The organism is Sphingomicrobium sp. XHP0239 (genome assembly GCF_039555325.1).
Lineage (GTDB): Bacteria > Pseudomonadota > Alphaproteobacteria > Sphingomonadales > Sphingomonadaceae > Sphingomicrobium > Sphingomicrobium maritimum.
The window spans coordinates 184,237-197,961 of the sequence record NZ_CP154608.1 but is presented as its reverse complement, the minus strand read 5'-3'; the positions used below and the strand labels follow the sequence as shown (position 1 = coordinate 197,961).

The 13,725-nt window shown below is 65.8% G+C and carries 13 protein-coding genes and 1 tRNA gene; 11 read left to right on the top strand and 3 right to left on the bottom strand.

The window, feature by feature from the left end:
• Positions 1-149 precede the first annotated feature (149 nt).
• The 4 genes from WJT74_RS00980 to WJT74_RS00965 are packed head-to-tail and all read left to right on the top strand — an operon-like array spanning position 150 to position 5,036.
• Positions 150-1,445 carry a cation:proton antiporter gene (locus tag WJT74_RS00980; RefSeq protein ID WP_343345796.1) on the top strand — a complete coding sequence of 432 codons (1,296 nt, stop codon included), beginning with the start codon at positions 150-152 and terminating at the stop codon, positions 1,443-1,445.
• Between the two features lie 15 nt (positions 1,446-1,460).
• On the top strand, positions 1,461-2,603 hold the full coding sequence (gene crtY, locus WJT74_RS00975; RefSeq protein WP_343345794.1) for a lycopene beta-cyclase CrtY: 1,143 nt from the start codon (positions 1,461-1,463) through the stop codon (positions 2,601-2,603).
• Positions 2,604-2,608: 5 nt separating this feature from the next.
• A complete protein-coding gene (locus WJT74_RS00970) occupies positions 2,609-4,096 on the top strand; it encodes a phytoene desaturase (protein ID WP_343348222.1) in 1,488 nt (495 codons plus the stop codon).
• Between the two features lie 49 nt (positions 4,097-4,145).
• Entirely contained in the window at positions 4,146-5,036 is an 891-nt protein-coding gene (locus WJT74_RS00965; protein WP_343345792.1) for a phytoene/squalene synthase family protein, read from the top strand.
• Here WJT74_RS00965 and WJT74_RS00960 read toward each other — a convergent pair.
• Positions 5,033-5,338: a hypothetical protein gene (locus WJT74_RS00960; protein WP_343345790.1), complete on the bottom strand. Its 306-nt coding sequence runs from the start codon at positions 5,336-5,338 to the stop codon at positions 5,033-5,035. The genes WJT74_RS00965 and WJT74_RS00960 overlap by 4 nt on opposite strands.
• Positions 5,339-5,427: 89 nt before the next feature.
• Between WJT74_RS00960 and WJT74_RS00955 the strand changes: the two genes are divergently transcribed.
• Genes WJT74_RS00955 through WJT74_RS00940 form a run of 4 tightly spaced genes read left to right on the top strand, consistent with a single transcriptional unit; the run spans position 5,428 to position 8,913 of the window.
• Positions 5,428-6,576 carry a glycosyltransferase family 4 protein gene (locus tag WJT74_RS00955; protein ID WP_343345788.1) on the top strand — a complete coding sequence of 383 codons (1,149 nt, stop codon included), beginning with the start codon at positions 5,428-5,430 and terminating at the stop codon, positions 6,574-6,576.
• Positions 6,569-7,909, top strand: a complete 1,341-nt coding sequence (locus WJT74_RS00950; protein WP_343345786.1) for a replication-associated recombination protein A — start codon at positions 6,569-6,571, stop codon at positions 7,907-7,909. Before WJT74_RS00955 ends, WJT74_RS00950 begins: the two co-directional genes overlap by 8 nt.
• 58 nt (positions 7,910-7,967) lie before the next feature.
• The gene (locus tag WJT74_RS00945; RefSeq protein ID WP_343345783.1) at positions 7,968-8,405 is read left to right on the top strand and encodes a hypothetical protein; all 438 of its coding nucleotides are present in this window, start codon (positions 7,968-7,970) and stop codon (positions 8,403-8,405) included.
• A 31-nt stretch (positions 8,406-8,436) separates the two neighbouring features.
• Entirely contained in the window at positions 8,437-8,913 is a 477-nt protein-coding gene (locus WJT74_RS00940) for a hypothetical protein (RefSeq protein WP_343345780.1), read from the top strand.
• Between the two features lie 10 nt (positions 8,914-8,923).
• Here WJT74_RS00940 and WJT74_RS00935 read toward each other — a convergent pair whose 3' ends face one another.
• Positions 8,924-9,097, bottom strand: a complete 174-nt coding sequence (locus WJT74_RS00935) for a hypothetical protein (protein WP_343345777.1) — start codon at positions 9,095-9,097, stop codon at positions 8,924-8,926.
• Positions 9,098-9,252: 155 nt separating this feature from the next.
• Here WJT74_RS00935 and WJT74_RS00930 point away from each other — a divergent pair, with 155 nt between their 5' ends.
• From WJT74_RS00930 to WJT74_RS00920, 3 genes are all read left to right on the top strand, one after another.
• The gene (locus WJT74_RS00930) at positions 9,253-10,566 is read left to right on the top strand and encodes a mechanosensitive ion channel (protein WP_343345775.1); all 1,314 of its coding nucleotides are present in this window, start codon (positions 9,253-9,255) and stop codon (positions 10,564-10,566) included.
• A 21-nt stretch (positions 10,567-10,587) separates the two neighbouring features.
• Positions 10,588-11,442 (top strand): hypothetical protein, encoded by an 855-nt coding sequence (locus tag WJT74_RS00925; protein ID WP_343345772.1) that lies wholly within the window; start codon positions 10,588-10,590, stop codon positions 11,440-11,442.
• Positions 11,443-11,464: 22 nt separating this feature from the next.
• A tRNA-Thr gene (locus WJT74_RS00920) sits at positions 11,465-11,537 on the top strand.
• A gap of 11 nt (positions 11,538-11,548) precedes the next feature.
• Here the strand turns inward: WJT74_RS00920 and WJT74_RS00915 are convergent.
• Entirely contained in the window at positions 11,549-13,717 is a 2,169-nt protein-coding gene (locus WJT74_RS00915; protein WP_343345768.1) for a TonB-dependent receptor, read from the bottom strand.
• Positions 13,718-13,725: the final 8 nt, after the last annotated feature.

Sequence of the window (13,725 nt, the reverse complement as noted above, 5' to 3'; positions counted from 1 at the left end):
TGACGGGCCGTCCGCTCGAGACGAGGCGACCACGCAGACGGACGGGAGCGGCATAGGGCGACGACCATGGACATGCCCCCGCTGTACACCTGCGCCCGGCGCGCGGTCCAGCGGGGGCAACTGCGGACGTTCCCGTTTGTTAGGACCTGATGGACGAACCATTCTTCGGCATCGACGGTTATCATATCATGCTCGCGGGCTGCGGAGCTGCGATCGTCCTGTCCTACTGGATCCCGCGATTCTTCTCGGGCCGCGAGCCGGCTGCTTCGGGGCTGCTCATCACCGGCGGACTGCTGTCGTTCGGGCTGCTGCCGGGGGTTCCGGAAGCCTTCAGCCCGATCGACCGGCCCGCCATCTGGGAGAAGGCCTCCGAACTGGCGGTCATCATCGCCTTGTTCGGGACCGGAATGCGTCTCGACCGGGTGGAAAATCCGCGAAAATGGTCGCCCGCCGCGCGCCTGCTCGCCATCGCGATGCCGCTGTGCATCCTTGCGATCACGCTGGGCGGACTGGCGATCGGCATGACCCTTGCGGGAGCGATCCTGCTCGCCGCGGTGCTTGCGCCCACCGATCCCGTGCTCGCCGCCGACGTCCAGGTCGGCCCCCCGCTCGAAGGAGGCGAACATCCCGTCCGCTTCGCCCTGACGACCGAGGCAGGGCTTAACGACGGCCTAGCTTTCCCGTTCGTCTATCTCGGCATCCTCCTCGTCGCCGCGAACGGCAGCGGGGGCTGGGTGGGCGAATGGCTGGGCCTCTACGTCGTCTACAAGATCGTCATCGGAACGGTTGCCGGGCTGGCCGCGGGTTGGCTGCTTGCCAAGATCCTGTTCGCCATTCCGCGCAAGAATCCACTCGCCAAGAGCAGTTCGGGGGTCATCGCGCTGGCCGGCGTGCTGGTCACCTACGGGGCCACCGAACTGGTCGAGGGATACGGCTTCATCGCCGCCTTCGTGATGGGCCTCACCCTGCGACGCGAGGAAGCGGATCACGAATATCACGCCCGGCTGCACGGATTTTCCGAGGCGCTCGAGCATTCGATCACCGCGATCCTCCTCGTGCTGCTCGGCGGTGCACTGCCCGCGCTTCTTCCCTACCTCGACTGGACGTACGCCGTTCTGGCGCTGGCGCTCATCTTCGTGATCCGGCCTGCCACGGGCATGCTCGCGCTGATCGGCACTCGCCTGTCGGTGCGCCAGCGTGCCGTCGTCGCCTTCTACGGGGTACGCGGACTGGGATCGATCTACTATCTGGCCTATGCGGGCGGTCAGCTCGATCTCGTGAACGAAGGCGCGCTGTGGGCCACGGTCGGCTTCACGATCCTGGTATCGACGATCGTTCACGGATTCAGCGCGGGAAGCGTCGTCGATGCCGCCACGCACGAGCGGCCCCAGCCTGCGCTCGACGACGACGAACCGAACGCGGAGCTTGCGAGCGAACGCGCCTGACCCGATAAGGCTTGAGTGAGCAGCAAACCCGATCTTGTCATCGTCGGCGGCGGGCTGGCGGGAGGGCTGGCCGCACTCGCGCTGGCCGACCGCAAGCCCGATCTCGAACTGCGGCTGATCGAGCGTCAGGACAGCCTTGGCGGCAACCACGTCTGGTCCTTCTTCGACAGCGACATCGCGCCCGACCATCATCCGCTTCTCGCGCCGCTGATCGTCCAACGGTGGGAGAGCAATGCGGTGCGCTTTCCACGACGCCGTCGCCAGCTCGATGCGCGCTACCAGTCGATCACCTCGGACCGGTTCCACGCGCATCTGCGCGACAGGCTGGGCGAGAACATCGTCCACGCCGACGTGGTGGCCTTGCGCCCCGACGGCATCACCTTCGCCGACGGCACCGACCTGCCCGCCCGCGCCGTGCTCGACGCGCGCGGGATTTCCGAGGCGCCCGAGGGGCTCGACTGCGGCTGGCAGAAGTTCGTCGGTCAGATGATCGAGGTGAAGGGCGGCCACGGGCTGGCCCAGCCGATCATCATGGATGCTACCGTCGACCAGTCCGACGGCTATCGCTTCGTCTATCTGCTTCCCTTCGATGAAGAACGCATCTTCGTCGAAGACACCTATTATCAGGAAGGCGCGGCGCTCGACCGCCGCCTGCTGTCGCAACGGATCGGCGCCTTTGTGGCGAGCCAGGGGTGGGAAAATCACCGCGTTCTGCACGAGGAAAAGGGCGTCCTTCCCGTCGTGATCGGGGGGGAGTTCGATGAATTCTGGCCTGCCGAAGACGTCGTCGCGCGCGCCGGGGTGGCGGGCGGCTTCTTTCATCCACTCACCAGCTATTCGCTCCCCGACGCGGTCCGCTTCGCCTTCTGGCTGGCCGACGCCATGCCGATGGATGGCCGCACCCTTGCCGCCGCGACCCGATCGCAGGGCGAGCGCGAATGGCGGGACGGTCGTTTCTACCGCCTGCTCGGCAAGATGCTGTTCCGCGCCGCCGACCCCGCGGATCGGTACAAGATCTTCCAGCGCTTCTACGGTCTTCCCGACGGGTTGATCGAACGCTTCTATGCGGGCAAGTCCACGCTTGCCGACAAGGTCCGCATCCTCGCCGGCAAGCCGCCCGTCCCCATCCTGCGGGCGGTCCGCGCCCTCATGGAGTAATAGTCCTGCCCCGTCCCAAGAATGCCCCAAGGAACGCCATCGTCATCGGTTCGGGGTTCGGCGGCCTCGCGCTCGCCATTCGCCTCCAGTCGGCGGGGGTCGAAACGACCATCGTCGAGGCGCGCGACAAGCCCGGCGGCCGCGCCTACCACTGGGTCAGGGACGGCCACGTCTTCGATGCCGGCCCTACCGTCATCACCGATCCCGATTGCCTGAAAGCGCTCTGGAACCTGTCGGGCAACCGGATCGAGGACGATGTCGATCTGGTGCCGGTCGATCCTTTCTACGCGCTCGACTGGCCCGACGGCACGCGCTTCGACTATACCAACGACGACCAGCGCCTGTTCGCGCAGATCAACGAGCTCAATCCCGCCGACGTGGAGGGCTATCGGCGCTTCCTCGACTATTCGGCGGGCGTCTTCCACGAAGGCTACGAGAAGCTCGGCACCAAGGCCTTTTTGAGCATCGGCGACATGCTGAAAGCCGCTCCCGCTCTGGCGAAATACCAGGCCTGGCGGAGCGTCTATTCGATCGTCTCCAGTTATATCGAGAACGAGAAGCTGCGTCAGGCGCTGTCCTTCCACACGCTGCTGGTGGGCGGCAATCCGATGACCTGCTCGTCGATCTACGCGCTCATCCACAAGCTGGAGCGCGACGGCGGTGTATGGTTCGCGAAGGGCGGGACCAACAGGCTCATCGCGGGGATGGTCGCGCTGTTCGAACGGATCGGGGGCACGCTGCGCCTCGACGATCCGGTGACCAGGATCACGACTTCGGGCGACCGGGTGACGGGCGTCGAGACCGCCTCTGGCTGGTCCGGCACGGCCGAGGCGGTCGCCACCAACGGCGACGTCGTCGCGAGCTACGGCCTGCTCGACCACAAGCGCGGCCGCAAGCAGCACAAGAGCATGGCAAAGAAGCGGTTCAGCCCCTCGCTGTTCGTGCTGCATTTCGGGCTCGAGGGCACTTTCGACATCCCGCACCACATGATTCTGTTCGGCCCCCGCTACAAAGGGCTGCTCGAGGACATCTACAAACACGGAAATTTCGCACAGGACCCGGCGCTCTATCTGCATCACCCGACGCAGACCGATCCCTCGATGGCGCCCGAAGGCTGCAGCACATTCTACGCGTTGGCTCCCGTCCCCCACATGGGCAAGGCCGATGTCGACTGGGACGAATTCGGGGCGCGTTATGCCGATGTCGTGCTCGATACGCTGGCCGAACGGCTGATCCCCGACATCCGCGACCGGATCCGGACGCAATTCCATTATACGCCCAAGGATTTTTCGACCGACCTGTTCGCCCATCTCGGCAGCGCGTTCAGCCTCGAACCCGTGCTGACCCAGTCCGCCTGGTTCCGCACCCACAACCGCGACGACGTGATCGACAATCTCTATTTCGTCGGCGCGGGCACGCATCCGGGTGCCGGTATTCCGGGTGTCGTCGGTTCGGCCGAAGCGACAGCGCGCCTCATGCTCGAGCCGGCATAGGGCACGGACGCTGACCGACCGCGCCGCCCTCGTCGCGAAAGCGGGCGACATGATCGCCGCCGGCTCGAAGAGTTTTCGGGTCGCCAGCCAGCTGTTCGACGAGCGGACGCGCGAACGTTCCTGGCTGCTCTATAGCTGGTGCCGCGCGTGCGACGACATCACCGACGGGCAGGTTCTGGGCCGTGGCGCCGAAACCCCCGAGAACCCGCGCGAGCGGCTTTCGTTCGTGCGCGCCCGGACGGCCGAGGCGCTGGCGGGCGAGCGGACCGGCCTCGTCCCTTTCGACGCCCTGGGGCTCGTCGCCGCGGAATGCGCCATCCATCCCGCGCTGACCGACCATCATCTCGCCGGCTTCGCGCGCGATGCCGACGGATGGCAGCCACGGGCCGAGGCGGACCTGCTCTCTTACTGCTACCAAGTGGCGGGGGCGGTCGGGGTGATGATGGCGCAAGTGATGGGCGTTGCGGCCGACGACACCGACACGCTGGACCGCGCCAGCGATCTCGGCCTCGCCTTCCAACTCGCCAACATCGCCCGTGACATCGTGGACGACGCCGCGGTCGGGCGCAATTATCTGCCGACCGACTGGCTCGCCGAAGCGGGCGTCGATCGCATCGACCCCGCCGCGCCCGAAACCCCCGCCATCGTCGTCGCCATGCGCCGCCGTCTCGCCGCCATGGCGCGGCTGTACGGGATGAGCGCGCGGGTCGGCGCCGCCCGTCTGCCGTTCCGCAGCCGCTGGGCGGTCCTCGCTGCCGCACGAATCTATGGCCGCATCGCGGAAAAGGCCGACGCCGCCGACGAAGACGCGTTCGACCAGCGGCTCTCCGTCCCGAAGCGCGAGAAAATCCGGCTCGTCGGTGCCGCACTCCGCGACACGACCCGGCGTCCCGAGCCGATCAACCGCAAGAACCTCTGGACGAGGCCGCGTCTCGACTAGCTCTCGTCGTCCTGCTGGTTCGACAGGTAGGTCATCAGCTGCGCCAGCGTCTGCTCCATCTGGTCCTGCATCTGGGTGATGAGCTCGTTCTCACGCATCCCCTCGTGGTCGAGCGGCTTGGAGTAGCTGTCGGAAAAGGCCTGCAGATCCTCTTCCCCGAACACGCCCCTCGCCACCAGGCGCGCGAGGATCACCAGCAGCCCGTTGGTGTTGGCGATCGAAGAGGCGACCAGCGCCTCGTCGACCATGCTCAGTCGCTGATCCTTGTCCCGGCCGTCGGTGGCATCGTCGTCGTCGCTCATCTCCCTACAATGGCGACAGGAATGGCCCGCGTGAAGGGCCCTTCGCCGCCGCTTGGCGCGGCGTTCGCGCTTCGCTAGAACCGCGCCTCATGGAATCCTCGGAAATCCGCGTCGCCCTCTTCTCGGGCAATTACAATTACGTCCGCGACGGCGCCAACCAGGCGTTGAATCGGCTTGCGGACTATCTGCTCCGTCAGGGCGTGAAGTTGCGGGTATATTCGCCCACCGTGGACGAACCCGCGTTCGAGCCGACGGGCGATCTCGTCAGCGTGCCCAGCTTCCCCATCCCAGGACGCGGCGAATATCATTTCGCCTTCCGCCTTTCCAAGAAAGTGCGCGAGGATCTCGAGAAGTTCGATCCGGACATCGTCCATATCTCCTCGCCCGACATCGTCGCGACCCGCGCCGTTTCGTGGGCCAAGGAAAACCACATCCCGGCGATCGCCAGCGTCCACACCCGCTTCGAGACCTATCTCCAATATTATCACATGGAGTTCCTCGAGCCGTGGATGCGCGCGTGGCTCCGTCGCCTGTACCGTAAGTGCGACGCGCTGCTCGTTCCTGCCCCCTCGACCGCGCACGTCCTGCGCGAGCAGCGGATGAACGATGCGATCACGATCTGGGCGCGGGGCGTGGACCGCGACCAGTTCCACCCCGGGCGCCGCGACATGCAGTGGCGCCGCGACCTCGGCATCGGCGACGATGAAATGGCGATCGCCTTTCTCGGCCGGATCGTCATGGAGAAAGGCCTCGACGTCTTTTCCGAAACCATTGCCGCCTTGGCGAAGAAGGGAGTTCCGCACCGAGTCCTCGTGATCGGCGACGGCCCCGCGCGCGACTGGTTCGCCGAACATCTGCCTGACGACACGGTGTTCGTGGGACATCAGGAAGGCCCCGATCTCGCTCGCGCGCTCGCCAGCGCCGATATCTTCCTCAACCCCTCGATCACCGAGACTTTCGGCAACGTCACGCTCGAGGCGATGGCCTGCGCGTTGCCCGTGGTCGCGATCAGCGCGACCGGCACCAACAGCCTCGTCGATCCGGGCACCACCGGCCTCGTCGCTCCTCCGGGCGACATCGTGGGGCTCGCCGATCATCTCGCCGTCTATCAGAAGGACCCCGCGATGCGTGAAGCACACGGGGTAGCGGGGCTGGCCAAGGCCAGGACGATGGACTGGGATTCGATCAACGACGTCGTGCTGCAAACCTATCGTCAGGTGATCGCCGCCAATGGCTGACCTCTTCGGAGGCGAACCCGACGCGTCCGCGCCCGACACCCCGGCGGAGAATGCCCCCCTCGCCGATCGCCTGCGACCCGCGACGCTGGCTGACGTGGTGGGGCAGGAGCATCTGACGGGCCCGGACGGCGCGATCGGCCGGATGGTCGCGGCGGGCAAGCTGTCCAGCATGATCCTGTGGGGCCCGCCCGGCACCGGCAAGACCAGCATCGCGCGGCTTCTCGCCGACGCGGTGGGCCTGCGTTTCACCATGCTGTCGGCGGTTTTCTCGGGCGTCGCCGACCTCAAGAAAGCCTTTGCCGAAGCCAGAAAGATGGCGGGCGCGGGACAGCGCACGCTATTGTTCGTGGACGAGATCCACCGCTTCAACCGTGCCCAGCAGGACGGTTTCCTTCCCGTCGTCGAGGACGGCACCGTGACCCTCGTCGGCGCGACGACCGAGAATCCGAGCTTCGAACTCAACGCCGCGCTGCTGAGCCGCGCGCAGGTGCTCATCCTCCACCGGCTCGACGAGCCGGCCTTGAGTAAGCTGCTCGAAAAGGCCGAGGGTCTCGTCGAGACGAAACTGCCCCTGACCGACGACGCCCGCGCCGCGCTCGTGGCGTCGGCGGACGGCGACGGGCGATTTCTCTTGAATCAGGCCGAAACGCTGTTCGACCTCGACCTTGCCGAGGCGCTCGACCCCCGCGCGCTCGCCGACCTGCTGCAGCGCCGCGTCGCGGTCTACGACAAGGATCGCGAGGGGCATTACAATCTCATCAGCGCGCTTCACAAGGCCGTGCGGGGATCCGATCCCAACGCCGCGCTCTACTATCTGGCGCGCATGCTGGTGGCGGGCGAAGACCCGCTCTACCTGTGTCGTCGTATGGTCCGCATGGCGTCGGAAGACATCGGGCTCGCCGACCCCAATGCGCTGACCCAATGCCTCGCGGCCAAGGACGCTTACGATTTTCTCGGCTCGCCGGAGGGCGAACTCGCGCTCGTACAGGCGTGCCTCTATCTCGCGACCGCGCCCAAATCGAACGCCGCCTACAAGGCACAGAAAGCCGCCTTCCGGAGCGCGAAGGAAACGGGCAGCCTGATGCCGCCGCAAAATATCCTCAACGCCCCGACGAAGCTCATGAAGGACATCGGTTACGGCAAGGGCTATACCTACGACCATGATGCCGAGGACGGTTTCTCGGGCGACGATTACTGGCCCGAGGAAATGGAGCCCCAGCGCTTCTACGCCCCGGTGCATCGGGGACTGGAAGCGAAAATCGCCGAGCGAATGGCCTTCTGGGATGCGCGGCGCGAACGCGCGCGCACCGGTGGAGAACCGCCCGCCCGATAGGCGCTTCCGCGCGGCGACAAAGCGGAACATGCGGTTCCGCTACGATGTTCGTCTTTCGATGACCGAAAAGATGATCTTCGCGGCGCTGTGCGCGACATGCGTTGCTGCCTGCACGGCAGCGCCACCTCCCGACACCACCGCCGCGCAAGCGCCCGACAACACGCCCGTTTCCGCTCCGTTCGTCCCGGATCGGTTCCAGGGACTGTTCGCGCTCGATCGAAGGGCGTGCGAGGAGGATTACACCTACCAACCCGCTTTCCAGAACGTACGGGTCTTCGCGAACGACGTCCGTTTCTTCGAAAACGGCGGACCCGTCACAGATGTGGACGTCGACGGACCTGCGGCCGCGGTGACGCTGCGCGACACTTACGCCGACGGTGATGTCCTTCGGACCCTCTATCTGCGCGATCTGGGAGAGGAGCGGTTCCGCATACGCGATGGTCTTTCCGAACAATCGAGAGACTATGTCCGCTGCGGTCCCACCACCCGCGACTAGGCGCCACACGTCTGTTCAAGGAATGCTCGCAATGATCGACCGTGTGGCCGCCGCTGCCATCATTCTCACCCTGTCCGCCTGTGGAGAGAGCGACGATCCGGCGTCAGCCAATCAGGCGCCACCACGTACTGAGACGAGCCGTGCCGAGATGGAGTTCGAAGAGCCCGATCGGCGCGAACCGCTACCGCTTCGGCCGGGCGTCTATGTCCAGGATGGCATTGCCTGCGACAACCCGCCCAATGCGGGTTTCAGAATTTGGAATGGGAAGGGACTATCGGGGTCGGCGACCCGCGCGTGCCGGTCATCTACGACCAAGGTCGGCCCGATCGACTATCGGGTCGAGAACAGTTGCGAGAACACGTACGACGGGTCGCGGACCACGGCGCAGTTCGAAATTGCCATCCCGGGACCCGAGCGGTTCGATATGGACGGGATGAGCTATCTTCGCTGTACGGACGGCGCTGCGCCAGCCGCCCTCGAGCGGCTCGTACGCGCCAGTTCGAAATAAGGAGCGGCTTCTAGGCCCGCGCTTCCATCACGCGCCGCAGGTCCGCCTTGATCTGACGGCCCGAGAAATGGGCATCGACATTGAAATGCCCCTCGTCCTTCAGCTGCTTCCTGATGTCGTCGAGACTGTCGCTGTCCTTCGCTAGTTCGAAGGCGCGACCGATGGTTCCTGATCCGTACTGCATGTTGCTCCTGTGTCGATCGTTACGCCCTTGTAGCATAGTTGCAAAAAAACAACAACCGAAGAGTTCATCAATGAATTCCTGATTTCCTGCGCCCCCTTTCGCAAGTTTCTTCCGCGGCTTAGGGTGCGTTCACGCAACATAGCAGGGGACCAAGCATGTATCGCGACGACGTACCGGCCTACTGGCAGGAGCAATTGTTGGAATGGGGGCCTCGGCTTCTGTTCGCGCTCCTCATTCTCATCGCCACCCATTTCATCGCCAAGGCGGTCGAATGGGGCATTGCCAAGGCCGTCAAGAAAGTCCCCGCGCTCCAGAAGGACCCCGATCTCGACGGCAGTTCGATCGGCAAGGAACTGGGGCGGATCGGCTATTGGCTGGTATGGCTCGTCGGTCTCGTGGCGGCGCTCCAGCCGCTCGGGCTCGATGAAGTGCTCGAACCGGTCACCCGGCTGACCAACGAGGTCTTCACCTTCCTGCCGCATCTCATCGGCGCGCTGGTGATCTTCGTGATCGGTCTGATCCTGGCGCGGGTCGCGAAGCATCTGGTCGAGGCCGCGATGCGTGCGATCGACATCGAAGGCTGGGCACGCAAGGCCGGGATGCCGGTCAGCAACGACCGCGTCGCGGTGGCCAGCGATGGCGAAGTGGTCGAGGACGGCCCGACCGGCACGCGGCACGGAATCGCCCGCGCCGTCGGCATGATCGTCTTCGCGCTGATCATCATTCCGGTCGCGATCGCGGCGCTCGACGTGCTCGAACTGCGTGCGCTGTCGGAACCGCTCACCAACATGCTCCAGACGGTGCTGTCCGCGATCCCGATGGTGATCGTGGCCTTGCTCTGGCTGGCGGTGGCCTACGTCATCGCGCGCTGGGTCAAGTCGCTGATCGAGACGGTCTTCCCCGGCCTCGGCTTCGACAATGCCATCCGTTCGATCGGCGTGGTCGACGAAAACGTCCAGCCAAGCCGGATTCTTGGATCGGTCGCATTCGTCACCGTCATGCTGTTCGCGGCGATCGAGGCGATGCGGGCGATCGGCGGAGATCGCATCGCGATCCTTCTGCTGCAGATCACCGAGCTTGGCGGCAAGGTCATCTTCGGCACGCTCATCATCCTCGCGGGCTTCTTCCTCGCGCGGCTGCTGGCGCGGCTGGTCGGCGAAGGCGCGGGCGAGGGAAGCTACGCACAGACCATCGTGCGCTATGCCGTCATCGCCTTGTTCACGGCCATCGGCCTCACGTTCATGGGCCTCGCCAACGAAATCGTGATCCTCGCCTTCGGCCTGATCCTCGGTTCGGCGGCGGTCGCGACGGCGCTGGCCTTCGGTCTCGGCGGTCGCGATGCAGCGGCGCGTCAGCTCGAGAAGTGGCAGGCGGAGCAGGACGTGGGCACTCCGCGCAGCCCCGCCCCCCGCCGCATCCGCAAGGCAACGCCCGAGGATGACGACGGCGGTCAGACCCCGCTGGTCTAGAACGGGACCGCCGCGACCGGAATGACGGGACAGCGGTTCGCCTCGACCATCGCGATCGACTGGTCGGGGGCGAAGGGAAAGCGGCACAAGGGCATCGCCGTCGCGCAGGCGCGCGGCGACGATGCCCCCGCTCTCGTCCGTCCAGACCATGTCTGGTCGCGGACCGAAATCCTCGACTGGCTGGCCGATCAACTGCAGCGCGAGCCGACGCTCGTCGGTTTCGACTTCAGCTTCGCCCCGCCTCTCGTCGAACGCGGCGCCTATCTTCCAGGCGAAAACGTGCCGAGCGAGGCCAAGGCCTTCTGGGCCTATGTCGAGGCGGTCAGCGCGGACGAGGATCTCGGCGCGGCGAGCTTCCTCGAACAGCGGCATCGCCGGCATTTCTATTTCGGAAAGGCCGACGGGACCAAGGCCGACTACATGCACTTCCGCCAATGCGAGCAGGTGCTGAATGCCGCTGGGGGCGGCAAGGCGGCGACCGTCTTCGACGCCATCGGCGCGGCGCAGGTGGCCAAGGCCAGCTTCGCGGGCATGCGGCTTCTTCACCGGCTAGCCGGGCGCGTTCCGATCTGGCCCTTCGATCCGATCGAGCCGGGGCGCAGCGCGATCGTCGAAATCTACGGACGCCTCTATATCCGCCGTGCGGGACTTTCCGGTCGCAAGCTTCGAACGCTTGCCGATCTCGACGCGGCGCTCGCCGCGCTCGGGAGCCCGCGCGTCGCACTCGATCGCGATCCCAGCGACCACGAAAGCGATGCGCTCGTCACGGCCGCGGGCATGCGCCACGTCCTGCACACCGAACCGCAGGCCTTCGCTCCGCCCGCTCTCACGCCCGACATCGCGCGAACCGAAGGCTGGACCTTCGGCGTGATCTAGCTATGAGGAGCGCCGTCGCGGAGCCGGCTTAGCTCAGCTGGTAGAGCAGCGGTTTTGTAAACCGAAGGTCGCGGGTTCGACTCCTGCAGCCGGCACCGCGCCCTCCCTAGAAACTAAACCGTGCCGTCGCCCGGACGTCGCGACCCGCGAGCGGGGCGAAATCCTTGGTGAAGCTGGCATGGCGCCGCGCCTCGACATCGAACAGGTTGTTTGCCTGCAGGAGGAACAGCGTTTCGTTGTCCTCGCCCCACGGACGCCAGCGGATCGAGGTATTCACCATCGCGAAGCCCGACGTTCGGGTTTCGAAGGCGGCTACCCGATCCTGCTCGGTCACATATTCGATCTCGGCCCGGACCGCGACGTCGCCCTGCTCGGCCTCGAGGCCCGTCAGCACCCGCAGTGGGGGGATGCGCGGTACCGGCGAGCCGTCGTCGAGCGTCGCGCGAACGCCGTCCGCGACGAGGTCGCTCGACAAGGTGAAGTCGCCATCGCGATACAGGAACGCCGACCCCTCGATCTCGAACCCGACGAAATCCGCGCCCTGCTGTCGATAGACGAACAGCGGGAGTTCGTCCTCTTCCGCTCCGGTGTCCTGTGCATAGATGAAGTCGTCGAACCCGTTGGCGAACAGCGTCGCCGCGAGGGCCCAATTCCGGCCTTCGTAGCGGGCGAACAGTTCGCCGCCGATGCTGCTTTCGGTGGTCAGATCGGGGTCGCCGCGCTCGTACGCCTGCGTGGCCAGATGCGGACCGTCCGAGAACAGTTCCTCGGGGCTGGGCGCACGTTCGGTGTAACTCGCATTCGCTCCGACGACGAGGTCGGGCGTCAGCTCGTAGTTTACACCGGCCGCGCCGCTCACCGTGGTGAAATCGCGCTGCAGTCCGAGCAGGTCGGTTTCGTGATCGGTGAAATCGACGCGGAGCGCGCCTTCGATGCCCAGAGAGTTCGGCTGATATTCTTCGACCGCGAACAGGCCGAGGCTGGTGCTGGTGTTGGGCGGCAGAAAGGCCTCGGGGCCGATCGCCTCGAAATCGCGGGTGTAGAACTGTGCGCCGAGAGCGCCGTGCCAACCATCGCGGTCTGCCTGTTTCAACTGCAACCGCCCTTCGAAGCCGTTGGAGTTGAAGACGGTCCCCACCTCGTCGCCTTCGAATTCGGTGTGCGTATAGTCGGCATAAGCGGCGCGCAGCGTGACGTCCTGAAAAAACCCGTCGAGCGCATATTGGATGCGGGTGTCGAAGCGATGCTGGCGAAGGTCGATGGTCACGGGACCTTCCTCTTCCTCGCCCTCGCCGCCTTCGCCTTCCTCTTCCTCGCCGTGCGCATGGCCGGCACCGGGCCGTGCGGGAATGCCGTAGTCGGTGTCGAACAGGGTGTAGGAGGCCCCGATCTCGAGCCGATCTCCGAGGTAGCCCGCGCCGAGCGCTGCCGAGACCTGTTCGGACTGGCTGTTGGGCAGTTCGCCCTCCAGCCCCACGAATTCGGTCAGCTCCTCGACTTCCTCGAGATCGCCGAGTTCGCGTTCTTCCGCGATTTCCCCTTCCAGTTCACGCCGCAGTTCGCGCGACAGGATGCGGTTGCCGGTGTCGACCTCTTGGGCACGGTTCCAGCTGGCGTCGGCATGCAGGACGATCCGGTCGGTCAGATTGACGTCGACCGCCGCGCCCAGAGCCACTCCTTCGTCGGCCGAACGGACCTGCGCGAGCGCATCGAGATGGAAATCCTCCGCGCCGACCGTGCGCGGAATGCGACGGTCGATGACATTGACGGCGCCGCCGATCGCCTGACCGCCGAAGATCAGGACGGCGGGACCGCGAAGCACCTCGACCCGCTCGACCGTGAGGGGATCGATGGTCACGGCATGATCGACGCTGGTGTTGGACACGTCGATCGACCCGATGCCGTCGTTGAGGACGCGAACACGCGTGCCAGAGAAGCCGCGAAGGACCGGACGGGAAGAACCGGGCGCGAAGCTGGTCGCGGATACACCCGGCTGGCGCGCCAGCGTGTCGCCGATCTGAGTCTCGACGTTGCGGACCAGTTCCTCGCCCTCGACCACCGTCGCACCCGCGAGCAGATCGAGTCCTTCGATCACGTGGCCGGTGATGACGATCCGCTCGCGCGCATCGAGATCGGGTTCGCTTGGGGCGTCGGGGTCGGGGCGCACGTCGACGTCGACCTCGCGCTGCGGGGGCAACGGGTCGCCGGGGGGCGGCTGGGTGGATACGGATTGGGCGAGGGCGAGCGCGCTGGTCGCGAGAAGATGAATCGTCATGGGGCGGG

Coding starts and splice junctions, on each gene's coding strand:
- WJT74_RS00955 (WP_343345788.1), top strand. CDS start 5,428: ATGGAATCCTCGGAAATCCGCGTCGCCCTCTTCTCGGGCAATTACAAT.
- WJT74_RS00945 (WP_343345783.1), top strand. CDS start 7,968: ATGACCGAAAAGATGATCTTCGCGGCGCTGTGCGCGACATGCGTTGCT.
- WJT74_RS00935 (WP_343345777.1), bottom strand. CDS start 9,097: ATGCAGTACGGATCAGGAACCATCGGTCGCGCCTTCGAACTAGCGAAG.
- WJT74_RS00980 (WP_343345796.1), top strand. CDS start 150: ATGGACGAACCATTCTTCGGCATCGACGGTTATCATATCATGCTCGCG.
- WJT74_RS00950 (WP_343345786.1), top strand. CDS start 6,569: ATGGCTGACCTCTTCGGAGGCGAACCCGACGCGTCCGCGCCCGACACC.
- WJT74_RS00965 (WP_343345792.1), top strand. CDS start 4,146: ATGATCGCCGCCGGCTCGAAGAGTTTTCGGGTCGCCAGCCAGCTGTTC.
- WJT74_RS00960 (WP_343345790.1), bottom strand. CDS start 5,338: ATGAGCGACGACGACGATGCCACCGACGGCCGGGACAAGGATCAGCGA.
- WJT74_RS00915 (WP_343345768.1), bottom strand. CDS start 13,717: ATGACGATTCATCTTCTCGCGACCAGCGCGCTCGCCCTCGCCCAATCC.
- WJT74_RS00930 (WP_343345775.1), top strand. CDS start 9,253: ATGTATCGCGACGACGTACCGGCCTACTGGCAGGAGCAATTGTTGGAA.
- WJT74_RS00925 (WP_343345772.1), top strand. CDS start 10,588: ATGACGGGACAGCGGTTCGCCTCGACCATCGCGATCGACTGGTCGGGG.
- WJT74_RS00940 (WP_343345780.1), top strand. CDS start 8,437: ATGATCGACCGTGTGGCCGCCGCTGCCATCATTCTCACCCTGTCCGCC.